General features: G+C 58.0%; 14 protein-coding genes. 12 read left to right on the forward strand and 2 right to left on the reverse strand.

Annotated features, from left to right (window positions below; genetic code table 11):
- The 6 genes from livF (at position 1) to ugpQ (ending at position 5,932) form a co-directional block, all read left to right on the forward strand.
- Complete coding sequence (livF, locus tag IM284_RS13075; RefSeq protein ID WP_082131782.1) at positions 1–714, forward strand: high-affinity branched-chain amino acid ABC transporter ATP-binding protein LivF; 714 nt, start codon at positions 1–3, stop codon at positions 712–714.
- A 256-nt stretch (positions 715–970) separates the two neighbouring features.
- Positions 971–2,287 carry a sn-glycerol-3-phosphate ABC transporter substrate-binding protein UgpB gene (gene ugpB / locus IM284_RS13080; RefSeq protein ID WP_023310025.1) on the forward strand — a complete coding sequence of 439 codons (1,317 nt, stop codon included), beginning with the start codon at positions 971–973 and terminating at the stop codon, positions 2,285–2,287.
- A 106-nt stretch (positions 2,288–2,393) separates the two neighbouring features.
- On the forward strand, positions 2,394–3,281 hold the full coding sequence (gene ugpA, locus IM284_RS13085; protein ID WP_047366851.1) for a sn-glycerol-3-phosphate ABC transporter permease UgpA: 888 nt from the start codon (positions 2,394–2,396) through the stop codon (positions 3,279–3,281).
- The gene (ugpE, locus tag IM284_RS13090) at positions 3,278–4,123 is read left to right on the forward strand and encodes a sn-glycerol-3-phosphate ABC transporter permease UgpE (protein WP_028015153.1); all 846 of its coding nucleotides are present in this window, start codon (positions 3,278–3,280) and stop codon (positions 4,121–4,123) included. The genes ugpA and ugpE overlap by 4 nt, the downstream gene beginning before the upstream one ends.
- A 1-nt stretch (position 4,124) precedes the next feature.
- The gene (locus IM284_RS13095; RefSeq protein WP_047366852.1) at positions 4,125–5,195 is read left to right on the forward strand and encodes a sn-glycerol-3-phosphate import ATP-binding protein UgpC; all 1,071 of its coding nucleotides are present in this window, start codon (positions 4,125–4,127) and stop codon (positions 5,193–5,195) included.
- Complete coding sequence (gene ugpQ, locus IM284_RS13100; RefSeq protein WP_047366853.1) at positions 5,192–5,932, forward strand: glycerophosphodiester phosphodiesterase; 741 nt, start codon at positions 5,192–5,194, stop codon at positions 5,930–5,932. Before IM284_RS13095 ends, ugpQ begins: the two co-directional genes overlap by 4 nt.
- Here the strand turns inward: ugpQ and IM284_RS13105 are convergent.
- Positions 5,922–6,293: a DUF2756 family protein gene (locus tag IM284_RS13105; protein ID WP_045260950.1), complete on the reverse strand. Its 372-nt coding sequence runs from the start codon at positions 6,291–6,293 to the stop codon at positions 5,922–5,924. The two genes, ugpQ and IM284_RS13105, sit on opposite strands and share 11 nt — an antisense overlap.
- 123 nt (positions 6,294–6,416) lie before the next feature.
- Between IM284_RS13105 and ggt the strand changes: the two genes are divergently transcribed.
- Positions 6,417–8,162 carry a gamma-glutamyltransferase gene (ggt, locus tag IM284_RS13110; protein WP_074171895.1) on the forward strand — a complete coding sequence of 582 codons (1,746 nt, stop codon included), beginning with the start codon at positions 6,417–6,419 and terminating at the stop codon, positions 8,160–8,162.
- Positions 8,163–8,210: 48 nt separating this feature from the next.
- Here the strand turns inward: ggt and yhhY are convergent, their stop codons facing one another.
- Complete coding sequence (gene yhhY / locus IM284_RS13115; RefSeq protein ID WP_028015158.1) at positions 8,211–8,699, reverse strand: N-acetyltransferase; 489 nt, start codon at positions 8,697–8,699, stop codon at positions 8,211–8,213.
- Between the two features lie 256 nt (positions 8,700–8,955).
- Between yhhY and IM284_RS13120 the strand changes: the two genes are divergently transcribed.
- The 5 genes from IM284_RS13120 to gntU all read left to right on the forward strand — a co-directional run bounded on the left by IM284_RS13120 (position 8,956) and on the right by gntU (position 13,897).
- On the forward strand, positions 8,956–9,993 hold the full coding sequence (locus tag IM284_RS13120; RefSeq protein ID WP_047366854.1) for an oxidoreductase: 1,038 nt from the start codon (positions 8,956–8,958) through the stop codon (positions 9,991–9,993).
- 123 nt (positions 9,994–10,116) lie between these two features.
- Positions 10,117–10,812 carry a pirin family protein gene (locus tag IM284_RS13125; RefSeq protein ID WP_003861565.1) on the forward strand — a complete coding sequence of 232 codons (696 nt, stop codon included), beginning with the start codon at positions 10,117–10,119 and terminating at the stop codon, positions 10,810–10,812.
- Positions 10,813–10,903: 91 nt separating this feature from the next.
- On the forward strand, positions 10,904–11,899 hold the full coding sequence (gntR, locus tag IM284_RS13130) for a gluconate operon transcriptional repressor GntR (protein WP_014882133.1): 996 nt from the start codon (positions 10,904–10,906) through the stop codon (positions 11,897–11,899).
- Positions 11,900–12,025: 126 nt separating this feature from the next.
- A complete protein-coding gene (gene gntK / locus IM284_RS13135) occupies positions 12,026–12,553 on the forward strand; it encodes a gluconokinase (RefSeq protein ID WP_045260947.1) in 528 nt (175 codons plus the stop codon).
- Positions 12,554–12,556: 3 nt separating this feature from the next.
- Positions 12,557–13,897: a gluconate transporter gene (gene gntU / locus IM284_RS13140; protein WP_047366855.1), complete on the forward strand. Its 1,341-nt coding sequence runs from the start codon at positions 12,557–12,559 to the stop codon at positions 13,895–13,897.
- The last annotated feature ends 62 nt before the right edge of the window (positions 13,898–13,959 follow it).

Below are 13,959 nucleotides of genomic sequence, written 5' to 3' on the forward strand. Positions count from 1 at the left end.
ATGGAAAAAGCGATGTTAACGTTCGACAAGGTCAATGCGCACTACGGCAAGATCCAGGCGCTGCACGACGTCAGCCTGCACATCAATCAGGGTGAAATCGTCACCCTGATTGGCGCCAACGGCGCGGGCAAAACCACGCTGCTCGGCACCCTGTGCGGCGACCCGCGCGCCACCAGCGGTCGGATTGTGTTCGATGGTAAAGACATTACCGACTGGCAGACCGCCAGAATCATGCGTGAGGCGGTGGCGATTGTCCCGGAAGGGCGTCGCGTCTTCTCGCGTATGACGGTGGAAGAAAACCTGGCGATGGGCGGTTTCTTCGCCCATCGCGATGAATACCAGACCCGCATCAAGTGGGTGTACGAACTCTTCCCGCGCCTGTGGGAGCGCCGCATTCAGCGTGCGGGCACCATGTCCGGCGGTGAACAGCAGATGCTGGCGATTGGCCGCGCGCTGATGAGCCAGCCGCGTCTGCTGCTTCTGGACGAGCCGTCGCTCGGTCTTGCACCGATCATCATCCAGCAGATATTTGACACCATCGAGCAACTGCGTAAAGAGGGGATGACCATCTTCCTCGTCGAGCAGAACGCCAACCAGGCGCTGAAGCTCGCTGACCGCGGTTACGTGCTGGAGAACGGCCGCGTGGTGCTGGAAGACATCGGCGACGCGCTGCTGGCGAACGAAGCGGTGCGGAGCGCGTATTTAGGCGGGTAGATAAAAGCAAAAAGGCAACGCAAGTTGCCTTTTTTAGTGTTTTCTCCCTCTCCCTGTGGGAGAGGGCCGGGGTGAGGGCACCAGACCGCACCCAATCATGCACCTAATTCCCTTCACACAACCATCATCCCCCTGACCCTTTACTGTCACTTATCTGTAAACAAACAGTTATTTTTCTGTCATTCGAGCATGTCATGTTACCTCGCGAGCATAAAACGCGTGATATCGCGCATCCGGCACAATAAGAGAGATGACAATGACATCGTTACGACACACAGCTTTGGGTCTGGCACTGGGTCTGGCTTTTGCGACGAACGCAATGGCTGTGACCACCATTCCGTTCTGGCATTCCATGGAAGGGGAGTTGGGTAAAGAGGTTGACTCCCTGGCGCAGCGTTTCAACGACACCCATCCGGATTACAAAATTGTGCCGGTGTACAAAGGTAACTACGAGCAGAGCCTGAGCGCGGGCATCGCCGCCTTCCGTACCGGCAACGCGCCTGCGCTGTTACAGGTGTATGAAGTCGGCACCGCGACCATGATGGCCTCGAAAGCCATCAAGCCGGTCTACGAAGTGTTCAAAGAGGCGGGCATCAACTTCGATGAATCCCAGTTTGTGCCGACCGTAGCGGGTTACTATACCGATTCCAAAACCGGTCACCTGCTGTCCCAGCCGTTTAACAGCTCCACGCCAGTGCTGTACTACAACAAAGACGCCTTCAAAAAAGCCGGTTTAGATCCGGAGCAGCCGCCAAAAACCTGGCAGGACCTGGCCGAATACACCGCGAAGCTGAAAGCGGCGGGCATGAAGTGCGGCTACGCCAGCGGCTGGCAGGGCTGGATCCAGATTGAAAACTTCAGCGCCTGGCACGGCCTGCCTGTTGCCACCAAAAACAATGGCTTCGACGGCACTGACGCGGTACTCGAGTTCAACAAGCCGGAGCAGGTGAAGCACATTGCGCTGCTTGCCGATCTGAACAAGAAGGGCGACTTCAGCTACTTCGGGCGGAAAGACGAATCCACCGAGAAGTTCTACAACGGCGACTGCGCCATTACCACCGCCTCATCCGGCTCGCTGGCGGATATTCGTCACTACGCCAAATTCAACTACGGCGTGGGCATGATGCCGTACGACGCTGACGTGAAGGGCGCGCCGCAGAACGCCATCATCGGCGGGGCGAGCCTGTGGGTGATGCAGGGTAAAGATAAGGGCACCTACAAAGGCGTCGCCGAGTTCCTCGATTTCCTGGCCAAGCCGGAAAACGCCGCCGAGTGGCACCAGAAGACCGGCTACCTGCCGATCACCAAAGCCGCGTATGACCTGACCCGCGAGCAGGGCTTCTACAGCAAAAACCCTGGCGCAGATATCGCGACGCGTCAGATGCTGAACAAGCCGCCGCTGCCGTTCACCAAAGGCCTGCGTCTGGGCAACATGCCGCAGATCCGCACCATCGTGGATGAAGAGCTTGAAAGCGTGTGGACCGGGAAGAAAACGCCACAGCAGGCGCTGGATTCCGCAGTAGAGCGCGGGAATCAGCTGCTGCGCCGCTTTGAGCAGTCGACCAAATCGTAATCTGTGATTCGCCCGGTGGCGCTGCGCTTACCGGGCCTACGACGTGCCCCATCCAGGCCGGGTAAGGCGCAGCCGCCACCCGGCATTGTTCAGGAACCCAATCTCCATGTCCTCATCCCGTCCGGTGTTTCGCTCCCGCTGGCTGCCGTACCTGTTGGTCGCGCCTCAGCTGGTCATCACCGTTATCTTCTTTATCTGGCCTGCGGGCGAAGCGCTGTGGTACTCGGTACAAAGCGTCGATCCGTTCGGGCTCTCCAGCCAGTTCGTCGGGCTGGACAACTTTACCGCGCTATTCCATGACAGCTACTACCTGGACTCCTTCTGGACGACGATCAGGTTCAGCGCGCTGGTGACCGTCAGCGGCCTTGTTGCCTCGCTGTTTTTCGCCGCGCTGGTGGACTACGTGGTGCGCGGCAGCCGCCTGTATCAGACCCTGATGCTGCTGCCTTACGCCGTGGCCCCCGCCGTTGCCGCTGTGCTGTGGATCTTCCTGTTTAACCCCGGACGCGGGCTGATTACTCACTTCCTGGCAGAGTTCGGCTACGACTGGAACCACGCCCAGAACAGCGGTCAGGCGATGTTCCTGGTGGTGTTCGCCTCGGTGTGGAAGCAGATCAGCTATAACTTCCTGTTCTTCTTTGCCGCGCTGCAGTCCATTCCGCGCTCGCTGGTGGAGGCCGCGGCAATTGACGGCGCAGGGCCGATTCGGCGCTTCTTCAGGCTGTCGCTGCCGCTGATCGCCCCGGTGAGCTTTTTCCTGCTGGTGGTTAACCTCGTCTACGCCTTTTTCGACACCTTCCCGGTGATCGACGCCGCCACCGCGGGCGGCCCGGTCCAGGCGACCACCACGCTGATTTACAAGATCTACCGCGAAGGTTTCGCTGGGCTGGATCTCTCGGCCTCCGCCGCGCAGTCGGTGGTGCTGATGTTCCTCGTCATCATCCTCACGGTGGTGCAGTTCCGCTATGTTGAAAGTAAGGTGCGCTACCAATGATTGAGAACCGTCGCGGGCTGACGATTTTCAGCCACACCATGCTGATTTTAGGGATTATCGTCATCCTGTTCCCGCTTTACGTGGCCTTTGTCGCCGCCACGCTGGACACCAAAGCGGTGTTCGACACGCCGATGACGCTGATCCCGGGCGGGCATCTTTTCGAGAACATGAAAACCATCTGGACCCAGGGCGTGGGCGCCAACAGCGCGCCGTTCTGGCTGATGATGCTCAACAGCTTCATCATGGCGTTCGGCATTACGGTGGGCAAAATCACGGTGTCGATGCTCTCGGCCTTCGCCATCGTCTGGTTTCGCTTTCCGCTGCGTAACCTGTTCTTCTGGATGATTTTCATCACCCTGATGCTGCCGGTGGAGGTGCGTATCTTCCCGACGGTGGAGGTGATTGCCAACCTGAAGATGCTGGACAGCTACGCGGGCTTAACCCTGCCGCTGATGGCCTCGGCGACCGCCACCTTCCTGTTCCGCCAGTTCTTTATGACCCTGCCGGACGAGCTGATTGAGGCCGCGCGCATCGACGGTGCCTCCCCGATGCGCTTCTTCCGCGACATCGTGCTGCCGCTGTCGAAAACCAACCTTGCGGCGCTGTTTGTGATCACCTTTATCTACGGCTGGAACCAGTACCTGTGGCCGCTGCTGATTATTCAGGACGTCAACCTCGGCACCGCCGTGGCGGGCATCAAAGGCATGATTGCCACCGGTGAAGGCACCACCCTCTGGAACCAGGTGATGGCGGCGATGCTGCTCACCCTAATCCCACCCGTAGTCATTGTTTTAGCCATGCAGCGCGCGTTTGTCCGCGGCCTGGTCGATAGCGAGAAATAAGATGGCAGGTTTAAAACTTCAGGCAGTTACCAAAAGCTGGGACGGTAAAACCCAGGTCATTCAGCCGCTGACGCTCGACGTGGCGGACGGCGAATTTATCGTGATGGTCGGCCCGTCCGGCTGTGGCAAATCCACGCTGCTGCGCATGGTGGCGGGGCTGGAGCGCGTGACCTCGGGGGACATCTGGATTGACCGCCAGCGCGTCACCGAGATGGAGCCGAAAGACAGGGGCATCGCGATGGTGTTCCAGAACTACGCCCTCTATCCGCACATGAGCGTGGAAGAGAACATGGCCTGGGGGCTGAAAATCCGCGGCATGGGCAAAGGCCATATCGACGAGCGCGTGAAAGAAGCCGCCCGCATTCTTGAGCTGGACGGCCTGCTGAAGCGCCGTCCGCGCGAGCTCTCCGGCGGCCAGCGCCAGCGCGTGGCAATGGGGCGCGCCATCGTGCGTGACCCGGCGGTATTCCTGTTCGACGAGCCGCTGTCTAACCTCGACGCCAAGCTGCGCGTACAGATGCGCCTCGAATTGCAGCAACTGCACCGTCGTCTTAAAACAACGTCTCTGTACGTGACCCACGATCAGGTCGAAGCCATGACTCTCGCCCAGCGCGTGATGGTAATGAACAAAGGCGTTGCCGAGCAGATTGGCACCCCGGTGGAAGTGTACGAAAAACCGGCCACCCGCTTTGTGGCGAGCTTTATCGGCAGCCCGGCGATGAACCTGCTGGAAGGGCGCATCAGCAGCGCGGGCACCCACTTTGAACTGGAAAGCGGGATGGCGCTGCCGATCAACTGGTACTATCGTGGCTACGCCGGGCGTAAGATGACGCTCGGTATCCGCCCCGAGCATATTGGTTTAACCTCTCAGGCGGACGGCGGCGTGCCGCTGGTGATGGACACGCTGGAGATGTTGGGTGCAGATAACCTGGCGCACGGACGCTGGGGCGAGCAAAAAATTGTGGTGCGCCTGGCGCATCAGGAGCGCCCGAAAGCGGGCAGCACGCTGTGGCTCCACCTGCCGGAAAACCATTTGCACCTTTTTGACGGTGAAACAGGACAACGAGTATGAGCAACTGGCCTTATCCCCACGTCGTCGCCCACCGCGGCGGCGGTAAGCTGGCCCCGGAAAACACTCTGGCGGCGATCGATGTCGGCGCGCGCTACGGCCACACGATGATCGAGTTCGACGCCAAGCTGTCGAAGGACGGCGAAATTTTCCTGCTGCATGACGACAACCTTGAACGCACCAGCAACGGCTGGGGCGTGGCGGGTGAACTGCCGTGGCGCGATCTGCTGAAGGTGGACGCCGGAAGCTGGTATAGCGGCGAGTTCAAAGGCGAACCGCTGCCCCTGCTGGCGGAAGTGGCCGATCGCTGTCGGCAGCACGGCATGATGGCGAACATCGAAATCAAACCGACCACCGGCACCGGGCCGCTGACGGGCAAAGTGATTGCCCTTGCCGCGCGCGAGCTGTGGGAAGGCATGACCGCGCCGCTGCTGTCGTCGTTTGACACCGACGCGCTGGAGGCCGCACAGGCAGCTGTACCTGAGCTGCCGCGCGGGCTGCTGCTGGACGAGTGGCGTGAGGACTGGCGTGAACTGACGGGCCGCTTAGGCTGCGTTTCTATCCATCTGAACCACAAGCTGCTGGATGAGGCGCGGGTGAAAATGCTGAAAGACGCGGGTCTGCATATTCTGGTCTACACCGTTAACAAACCCCAGCGCGCAGCCGAGCTGCTGCGCTGGGGCGTGGACAGTATCTGTACCGATGCGATTGACCAGATCGGCCCGAAATTTATTTATTGAGCATACTGCCGTTCTGCTGGGTCGGCAGCATATGCTGCTGACCGCTGCTTTGCGACATCCCGCCCCCTAACATCCCGCCGTTTTTATTTGGCAGCGGCTGCTCGCGCACCTGTCCCTGCTGCACGCGCTGGGTGTTGGCGTTCATCTGGTTTTGCAGGCTCTGCTGCTGCATCTGGGTCTGCGTTCTCAGCTGCTGATTGAGCATCCCTTTCTGCTGCTGTTGCTGGCTCATCATCTCGGTCTGCATACGCTGCTGGCTCGGGATAACGTAACCCTGCTGGTTCGGATTGTTCATGGTGTTGAGTGGCTGTGCGAGCGCGGCAAACGGGATCAGCGCCGCAATAATCATCAAGCGTTTCATTGTCATTTCCTCCTCTTGAGGCCTCTCTTAAGTTTACCCTGATTTCACCATGACGATGATTTTTTAGGAGTTGTGAACCAGGCTTAAGCGGGGAATATGGATCCCTTCACCTGGAGAACAATAATGATGAAACCAACCTTCTTGCGCTGGGTCGCCATCGCCGCGCTGATGGCAGGCGGCACATTTACCGTGGCGGCCAACCCGCCCGCCGCTCCTCCCGTCTCTTACGGCGTGGAGGAGGATGTTTTTCACCCCGTGCGGGCCACGCACGGCATGGTGGCCTCGGTTGACGCGCTGGCGACCCAAGTGGGCGTCGATATTCTTAAGCAGGGCGGTAACGCGGTGGATGCAGCGGTCGCGGTCGGCTATGCGCTGGCGGTAACGCATCCGCAGGCGGGGAATCTGGGCGGCGGCGGCTTTATGATGCTGCGCACCAAAGACGGCAAAACCACGGCCATCGACTTCCGCGAAATGGCGCCTTCTCAGGCGTCCCGCGATATGTTCCTCGACGACCAAGGGAACCCGGACAGTAAAAAATCTCTGACCTCGCACCTCGCCTCCGGCACGCCGGGCACCGTTGCGGGCTTCTCGCTGGCGCTGGAAAAATACGGCACGATGCCGCTGAACAAGGTGGTGCAGCCTGCCATCAGGCTGGCGCGGGAGGGTTTTGTGGTCAATGACGCCCTGGCGGACGACCTCAAGACCTACGGCAGTGAAGTCATTCCCAATCACGAAAACAGCAAGGCGATCTTCTGGAAAGACGGTGAACCGCTGAAGAAGGGCGATAAGCTGGTGCAGAAGAACCTCGCCAAAAGCCTGGAGCTGATTGCGGAGCACGGCCCGGACGCGTTCTACAAAGGGGCGATTGCCGACCAGATTGCGGAAGAGATGCAGAAGAACGGCGGGCTTATCACCAAAGCGGACCTGGCGGAATACAGGGCGGTGGAGCGCGAGCCGATTAGCGGCACCTATCGCGGCTACGAGGTCTTCTCCATGCCGCCGCCGTCCTCCGGGGGCATTCACATCGTGCAGATCCTCAATATTCTTGAAAACTTTGATATGCACAAGTTCGGCTTCGGCAGCGCAGATGCCATGCAGGTGATGGCGGAGGCGGAAAAACGCGCCTATGCCGACCGCTCGGAATATCTCGGCGATCCGGACTTCGTGAAGGTGCCGTGGCAGGCGCTGACCAACAAGGCGTATGCAAAATCCATTGCCGATCAGATCGACATCAACAAGGCTAAGCCGTCGAGCGAGATCCGCCCCGGCAAGCTGGCGCCGTATGAAAGCAACCAGACCACGCACTTCTCGGTGGTGGATAAAGACGGCAATGCGGTGGCGGTGACCTACACGCTCAACACCACCTTTGGCACCGGGATTGTGGCGGGCAACAGCGGCATTCTGCTGAACAACGAGATGGATGACTTCTCCGCCAAGCCGGGCGTGCCAAACGTCTACGGGCTGGTCGGCGGCGATGCGAATGCGGTGGGGCCGAAGAAGCGTCCGCTGTCGTCCATGTCGCCAACCATCGTGGTGAAAGACGGGAAAACCTGGCTGGTGACCGGCAGCCCTGGCGGGAGCCGCATCATAACTACCGTGCTACAGATGGTGGTGAACAGCATCGACTTTGGCATGAACGTCGCCGAGGCGACCAATGCGCCGCGTTTCCATCATCAGTGGCTGCCGGATGAACTGCGCGTGGAGAAGGGCTTTAGCCCGGACACCATCAAGCTGCTGGAGCAGCGCGGACAGAAGGTGGCTGTGAAAGAGGCGATGGGCAGCACCCAGAGCATTATGGTGGGGCCAGACGGCGCGCTGTTTGGCGCGTCGGATCCGCGTTCGGTGGATGATTTAACGGCGGGGTACTGATTATTCCCCTCACTCTAACCCTCTCCCCCTAGGGGAGAGGGGAGTGTGTCACTTCATTCTCGCCATGAAGTACGCGTCCACATATTCGCCGTTGCGCAGGGCGTAGCGCTTGCCGGTGCCTTCAATTTCGAACCCGTGCTTTTTGTACACCGCGATTGCGGGTTCGTTATCAACAAATACCGTTAACTCAATGCGATCGACGCGCAGCCAGTTGTCGCACATATCAATCATGGTTCGCATCAGCGCGCTGGCAACGCCCCGATTTTGCCATTGCGCACCCACACAAATACCGAAATCGGCAACGTGGCTGCGACGCGGGCGTTGTGCGACGGCAATGCACAGGTGCCCGGCGACGGTCCCGTCGATACAAGCCACCAGCTGTTTAATGCCGGGCTGATCGGTTAGCCGGTCATGCCACATCTGCTCTGAGGGATGAGGAACCTGTAGCGTGTTGTGGTACACCTCCGGCTGGGCGTGGATCTGACGAATGGCATCGTAATCTCTCGGTTCCGCGTGGCGTATCACTATCTCACTCATTCCTTGTTCCTCAGTCGGTTAAAAGTCCCCTCCAACATCAATGACTTTAAAATTTGAGTCAACCGCTATTTTTTGCAAAAAGTATTGGACAAGTGCGAATGAGAATGATTATTATTGCTTTGCATTCAGGAGGACCCCTACGGGAACCTGAAAGCACGACATTGCTCACATTGCTTCCAGTATTACTTTAGCCAGCTTCTCGCTGGCTTTTTTTTTGTTATGGTTAGATTCAGTAACCTTCCAAAAGGACTGAGCCATGACACTACATTGCGCATTTATTGGATTTGGCAAAAGCACCACGCGTTACCACCTTCCGTATGTCCTCCACCGTAAAGACACCTGGCATGTGGCCCATATCTACCGCCGCCGCGCGAAGCCGGAAGAGCAATCCCCGCAGTACTCCCACATTCACTTCACCAGCGATCTCGATGAAGTATTGAATGACCCGCAGGTAAAGCTGGTGGTTGTCTGCACCCACGCCGACAGCCATTTTGACTATGCGAAACGCGTGCTCGAAGCGGGCAAGAACGTGCTGGTGGAAAAGCCGTTCACCCCGACCATTGCCGAAGCGAAAGCGCTGTTTACTCTGGCGAAAAGCAAAGGGCTGACCGTCACACCGTATCAGAACCGTCGCTTTGACAGCTGTTTTCTGACGGCGAAAAAGGCGATTGAGAGCGGCAAGCTTGGCGACATTGTGGAAATCGAAAGCCACTTCGATTATTACCGCCCGGTGGCGGAAACCCAGCCCGGCCTGCCGCAGGACGGCTCGTTCTATGGTCTGGGCGTGCACACCATGGACCAGATCATCTCCCTGTTTGGCCGCCCGGACCACGTGGCTTACGACATCCGCAGCCTGCGCAATAAAGCCAACCCGGACGACACCTTCGAGGCCCAGCTGTTCTACGGCGACTTGAAAGCCATCGTCAAAACCAGCCACCTGGTGAAAATCGACTACCCGAAATTTATCGTTCATGGCACCAAAGGCTCGTTCATTAAGTACGGCATTGACCAGCAGGAGACCAGCCTGAAGGCCAACATCATGCCGGGCGAACCGGGCTTTGCGGCGGACGATTCCGTGGGCGTGCTGGAGTACGTGAACGATGAGGGCGTAACGGTCAAAGAAGAGCTGAAACCGGAAACCGGCGACTATGGCCGCGTCTACGATGCACTGTATGAAACCCTCACCAGCGGCGCGCCGAATTACGTCAAGGAATCTGACGTTCTGACCAACCTTGAAATCCTTGAACGGGCATTCGAGCAGGCTTCTCCTGCCACGGTAACCCTCGCGAAATAAGCAAAAACGACTCCTCTGGGCTTGTTCATAATTTTTGAACAGAGGAGTCAATTTTCACCCTCTATGATCCCCGACCGTTTGAGTCCACACTTACTCCATCGAAACGAACTGAGGGTGAAAACAATGATCTACTTACGCAAAGCAAACGAACGCGGTCACGCAAATCATGGCTGGCTGGACTCATGGCATTCATTCTCGTTTGCCGACTACTACGACCCGAACTTCATGGGCTTCTCCGCGCTGCGCGTGATTAACGACGACGTGATTGATGCAGGCCAGGGCTTCGGTACCCACCCGCACAAAGACATGGAAATCCTGACCTACGTGCTGGAAGGGGCGGTTGAGCACCAGGACAGCATGGGCAACAAAGAGCAGGTGCCGGCGGGCGAGTTCCAGATTATGAGCGCGGGTACCGGGGTGCGTCACTCTGAGTACAACCCGAGCAAAACGGAAAAATTGCACCTGTATCAAATCTGGATCATTCCAGAAGAGACCGGCATCACGCCACGCTACGAGCAGCGCCGCTTCGACGCGAAACAGGGCAAACAGCTGGTGCTGTCCCCGGACGCGCGTGAAGGTTCCCTGAAAGTGCATCAGGATATGGAGCTGTACCGCTGGGCGCTGGCGAAAGACGAACAGTCCGTGCACCAGATTGCCGCCAACCGCCGCGTCTGGATCCAGGTGGTGAAAGGGGAAGTGTCTATCAACGGCACCAAAGCCACCACCGCCGATGGTCTGGCCGTCTGGGATGAGCAGGCGCTCTCCGTACACGCCGACAGCGAAAGCGAAATCCTGCTGTTTGACCTGCCTCCGGTCTAAATAATTTCTCAACCTTCCCTTTAAACGGGGAAGGTTGAGCTTTGTCCGTGATAAACTGAGCAAATCTCTCACTTCAAGATTTCTCAGGACGATGAAAAAGAAACGCCCCGTACTTCAGGATGTCGCCGATCGCGTCGGTGTGACCAAAATGACGGTCAGCCGTTTTTTACGTAACCCGGAACAGGTTTCCGTGGCGTTGCGTGGCAAGATTGCCGCCGCCCTTGATGAACTGGGTTATATTCCCAACCGCGCCCCCGATATTCTCTCCAATGCGACCAGCCGTGCGGTGGGCGTTCTGCTTCCTTCCCTGACCAACCAGGTTTTCGCTGAAGTTCTGCGCGGCATTGAAAGCGTCACCGATGCGTTTGGCTACCAGACCATGCTCGCTCACTATGGGTACAAGCCGGAACTGGAAGAGGAACGTCTTGAATCAATGCTTTCCTGGAACATTGACGGCCTGATTTTAACCGAACGTACCCACACTGCCCGCACGCTCAAAATGATTGAAGTCGCCGGTATTCCGGTGGTGGAGCTCATGGACAGCCAGTCGCCATGCCTCGACATCGCCGTTGGGTTCGATAACTTTGAAGCGGCTCGTCAGATGACAGCGGCGATCATCGCCCGCGGTCATCGTCATATTGCCTATCTGGGTGCGCGTCTTGATGAACGTACTATCATCAAACAGAAGGGATACGAGCAGGCGATGCTCGACGCAAATTTAACCCCGTACAGCGTGATGGTGGAGCAGTCCTCATCTTACACCTCGGGTATTGAGCTGATGCGTCAGGCACGACGCGAGTATCCGCAACTGGACGGTATTTTCTGTACCAACGATGACCTTGCGGTCGGTGCAGCGTTCGAATGCCAGCGTCTGGGGTTGAAGATCCCTGAGGATATGGCGATTGCCGGCTTCCACGGCCACGATATTGGTCAGGTGATGGAGCCGCGTCTGGCGAGCGTTCTGACACCGCGTGAACGCATGGGCCGCATTGGCGCAGAACGCCTGCTGGCGCGCATTCGTGGAGAGACGGTTACCCCTAAAATGTTAGATTTAGGTTTCACCTTGTCACCGGGTGGATCTATTTGAACTGACAAATTTGAAGTAGCTCACACTTATTCACTTCGCGCACGTTTGGATATTGCTTCTCTTTTGCCCCAGCAGGACAATGTTACCGATAACTGTTACCCGTAACAATTGACTGAGGGACACCCTTTGAGCACGACTAATCACGATCACCACGTTTACGTCCTGATGGGCGTGTCCGGTAGCGGTAAATCTGCCGTGGCGAGCGAAGTGGCGCATCAACTTCAGGCTGCGTTTCTTGATGGTGACTTCCTCCATCCGCGCAGCAACATCATGAAAATGGCTTCCGGCGAGCCGCTGAACGACGACGACCGCAAACCGTGGTTGCAGGCGCTGAATGACGCCGCGTTCGCGATGCAGCGCACCAACAAAGTTTCCCTGATCGTCTGCTCCGCGCTGAAAAAAACCTACCGCGACCTGCTGCGCGACGGCAATCCGAACCTCTCGTTCATCTACCTGAAAGGCGATTTCGGGGTGATTGAAAGCCGTCTGAAAGCGCGTAAAGGCCACTTCTTTAAAACCCAGATGCTGGTGACGCAGTTCGAAGCGCTTCAGGAGCCGGGTGAAGATGAAAAAGACGTCTTAGTGGTTGATATCGATCAGCCGCTGGAAGGTGTTGTAGCCAGCACCATCGAGGTCATTAACAAAAGGCAGTAAGTTTTGAGTACATTAACGCTAGTTTTGACAGCAGTGGGTTCGGTATTGCTGCTGCTGTTTTTAGTGATGAAGGCGCGTATGCACGCCTTCGTTGCTTTGATGGTGGTTTCTATTGGTGCAGGTCTCTTTTCCGGTATGCCGCTCGACAAGATCGCCGCGACGATGGAAAAAGGGATGGGAGGCACGCTGGGCTTCCTGGCGATTGTGGTCGCGCTGGGCGCGATGTTTGGCAAGATTCTGCATGAGACGGGCGCGGTCGACCAGATTGCCGTCAAAATGCTCAAATCCTTCGGGCACAGCCGCGCGCACTACGCGATTGGCCTGGCCGGTCTGATTTGCGCACTGCCGCTGTTCTTCGAAGTGGCGGTGGTGCTGCTCATCAGCGTCGCCTTCTCCATGGCGCGCCATACCGGCACTAACCTCGTGAAGCTGGTCATTCCGCTGTTTGCGGGCGTGGCGGCGGCTGCGGCGTTTCTGCTGCCCGGGCCTGCCCCTATGCTGTTGGCCTCCCAGATGCACGCGGACTTTGGCTGGATGATCCTGATTGGCCTGTGTGCGGCCATCCCGGGGATGATTATCGCCGGTCCGCTGTGGGGCAATTTCATCAGCCGTTACGTTGAGCTGCACATTCCGGACGACATCACCGAGCCGCACCTGGGCGAAGGCAAAATGCCGTCATTCGGCTTTAGCCTTTCTTTGATCCTGCTCCCGCTGGTGCTGGTGGGCCTGAAAACCATCGCCGCGCGCTTTGTGCCGGTCGGTTCTGCCGCGTACGAATGGTTTGAGTTCATCGGTCACCCGTTCACGGCGATTCTGGTGGCGTGTCTGGTGGCGATTTACGGCCTGGCGATGCGCCAGGGTATGCCGAAAGACCGCGTGATGGAGATCTGTGGTGCCGCGCTGCAGCCTGCGGGTATTATCCTGCTGGTGATCGGTGCCGGCGGCGTGTTCAAGCAGGTGCTGGTGGATTCCGGCGTGGGCCCGGCTCTGGGTGAAGCACTGACCGGAATGGGCCTGCCGATTGCGGTAACCTGCTTCGTGCTGGCTGCGGCGGTGCGTATCATTCAGGGGTCTGCAACCGTGGCGTGCTTAACCGCCGTGGGTCTGGTGATGCCGGTAATTGAACAGCTCAACTACTCCGGTGCGCAGATGGCTGCGCTGTCTATCTGCATCGCGGGCGGGTCAATTGTGGTCTCTCACGTTAACGACGCTGGCTTCTGGCTGTTCGGCAAGTTTACTGGCGCCACCGAAGCGCAAACGCTGAAAACCTGGACGCTGATGGAAACCATCCTCGGCACCACCGGGGCCATTGTCGGGATGATTGCCTTTACGCTGCTCAGCTAAATGCAATGATTTAACAAGGCAAAAAAGGCCCGGTAGCGTCATCGCTTACCGGGCCTTTTTTA

This window comes from Enterobacter cloacae complex sp. P12RS (assembly GCF_014895875.1).
Lineage (GTDB): Bacteria > Pseudomonadota > Gammaproteobacteria > Enterobacterales > Enterobacteriaceae > Enterobacter > Enterobacter bugandensis.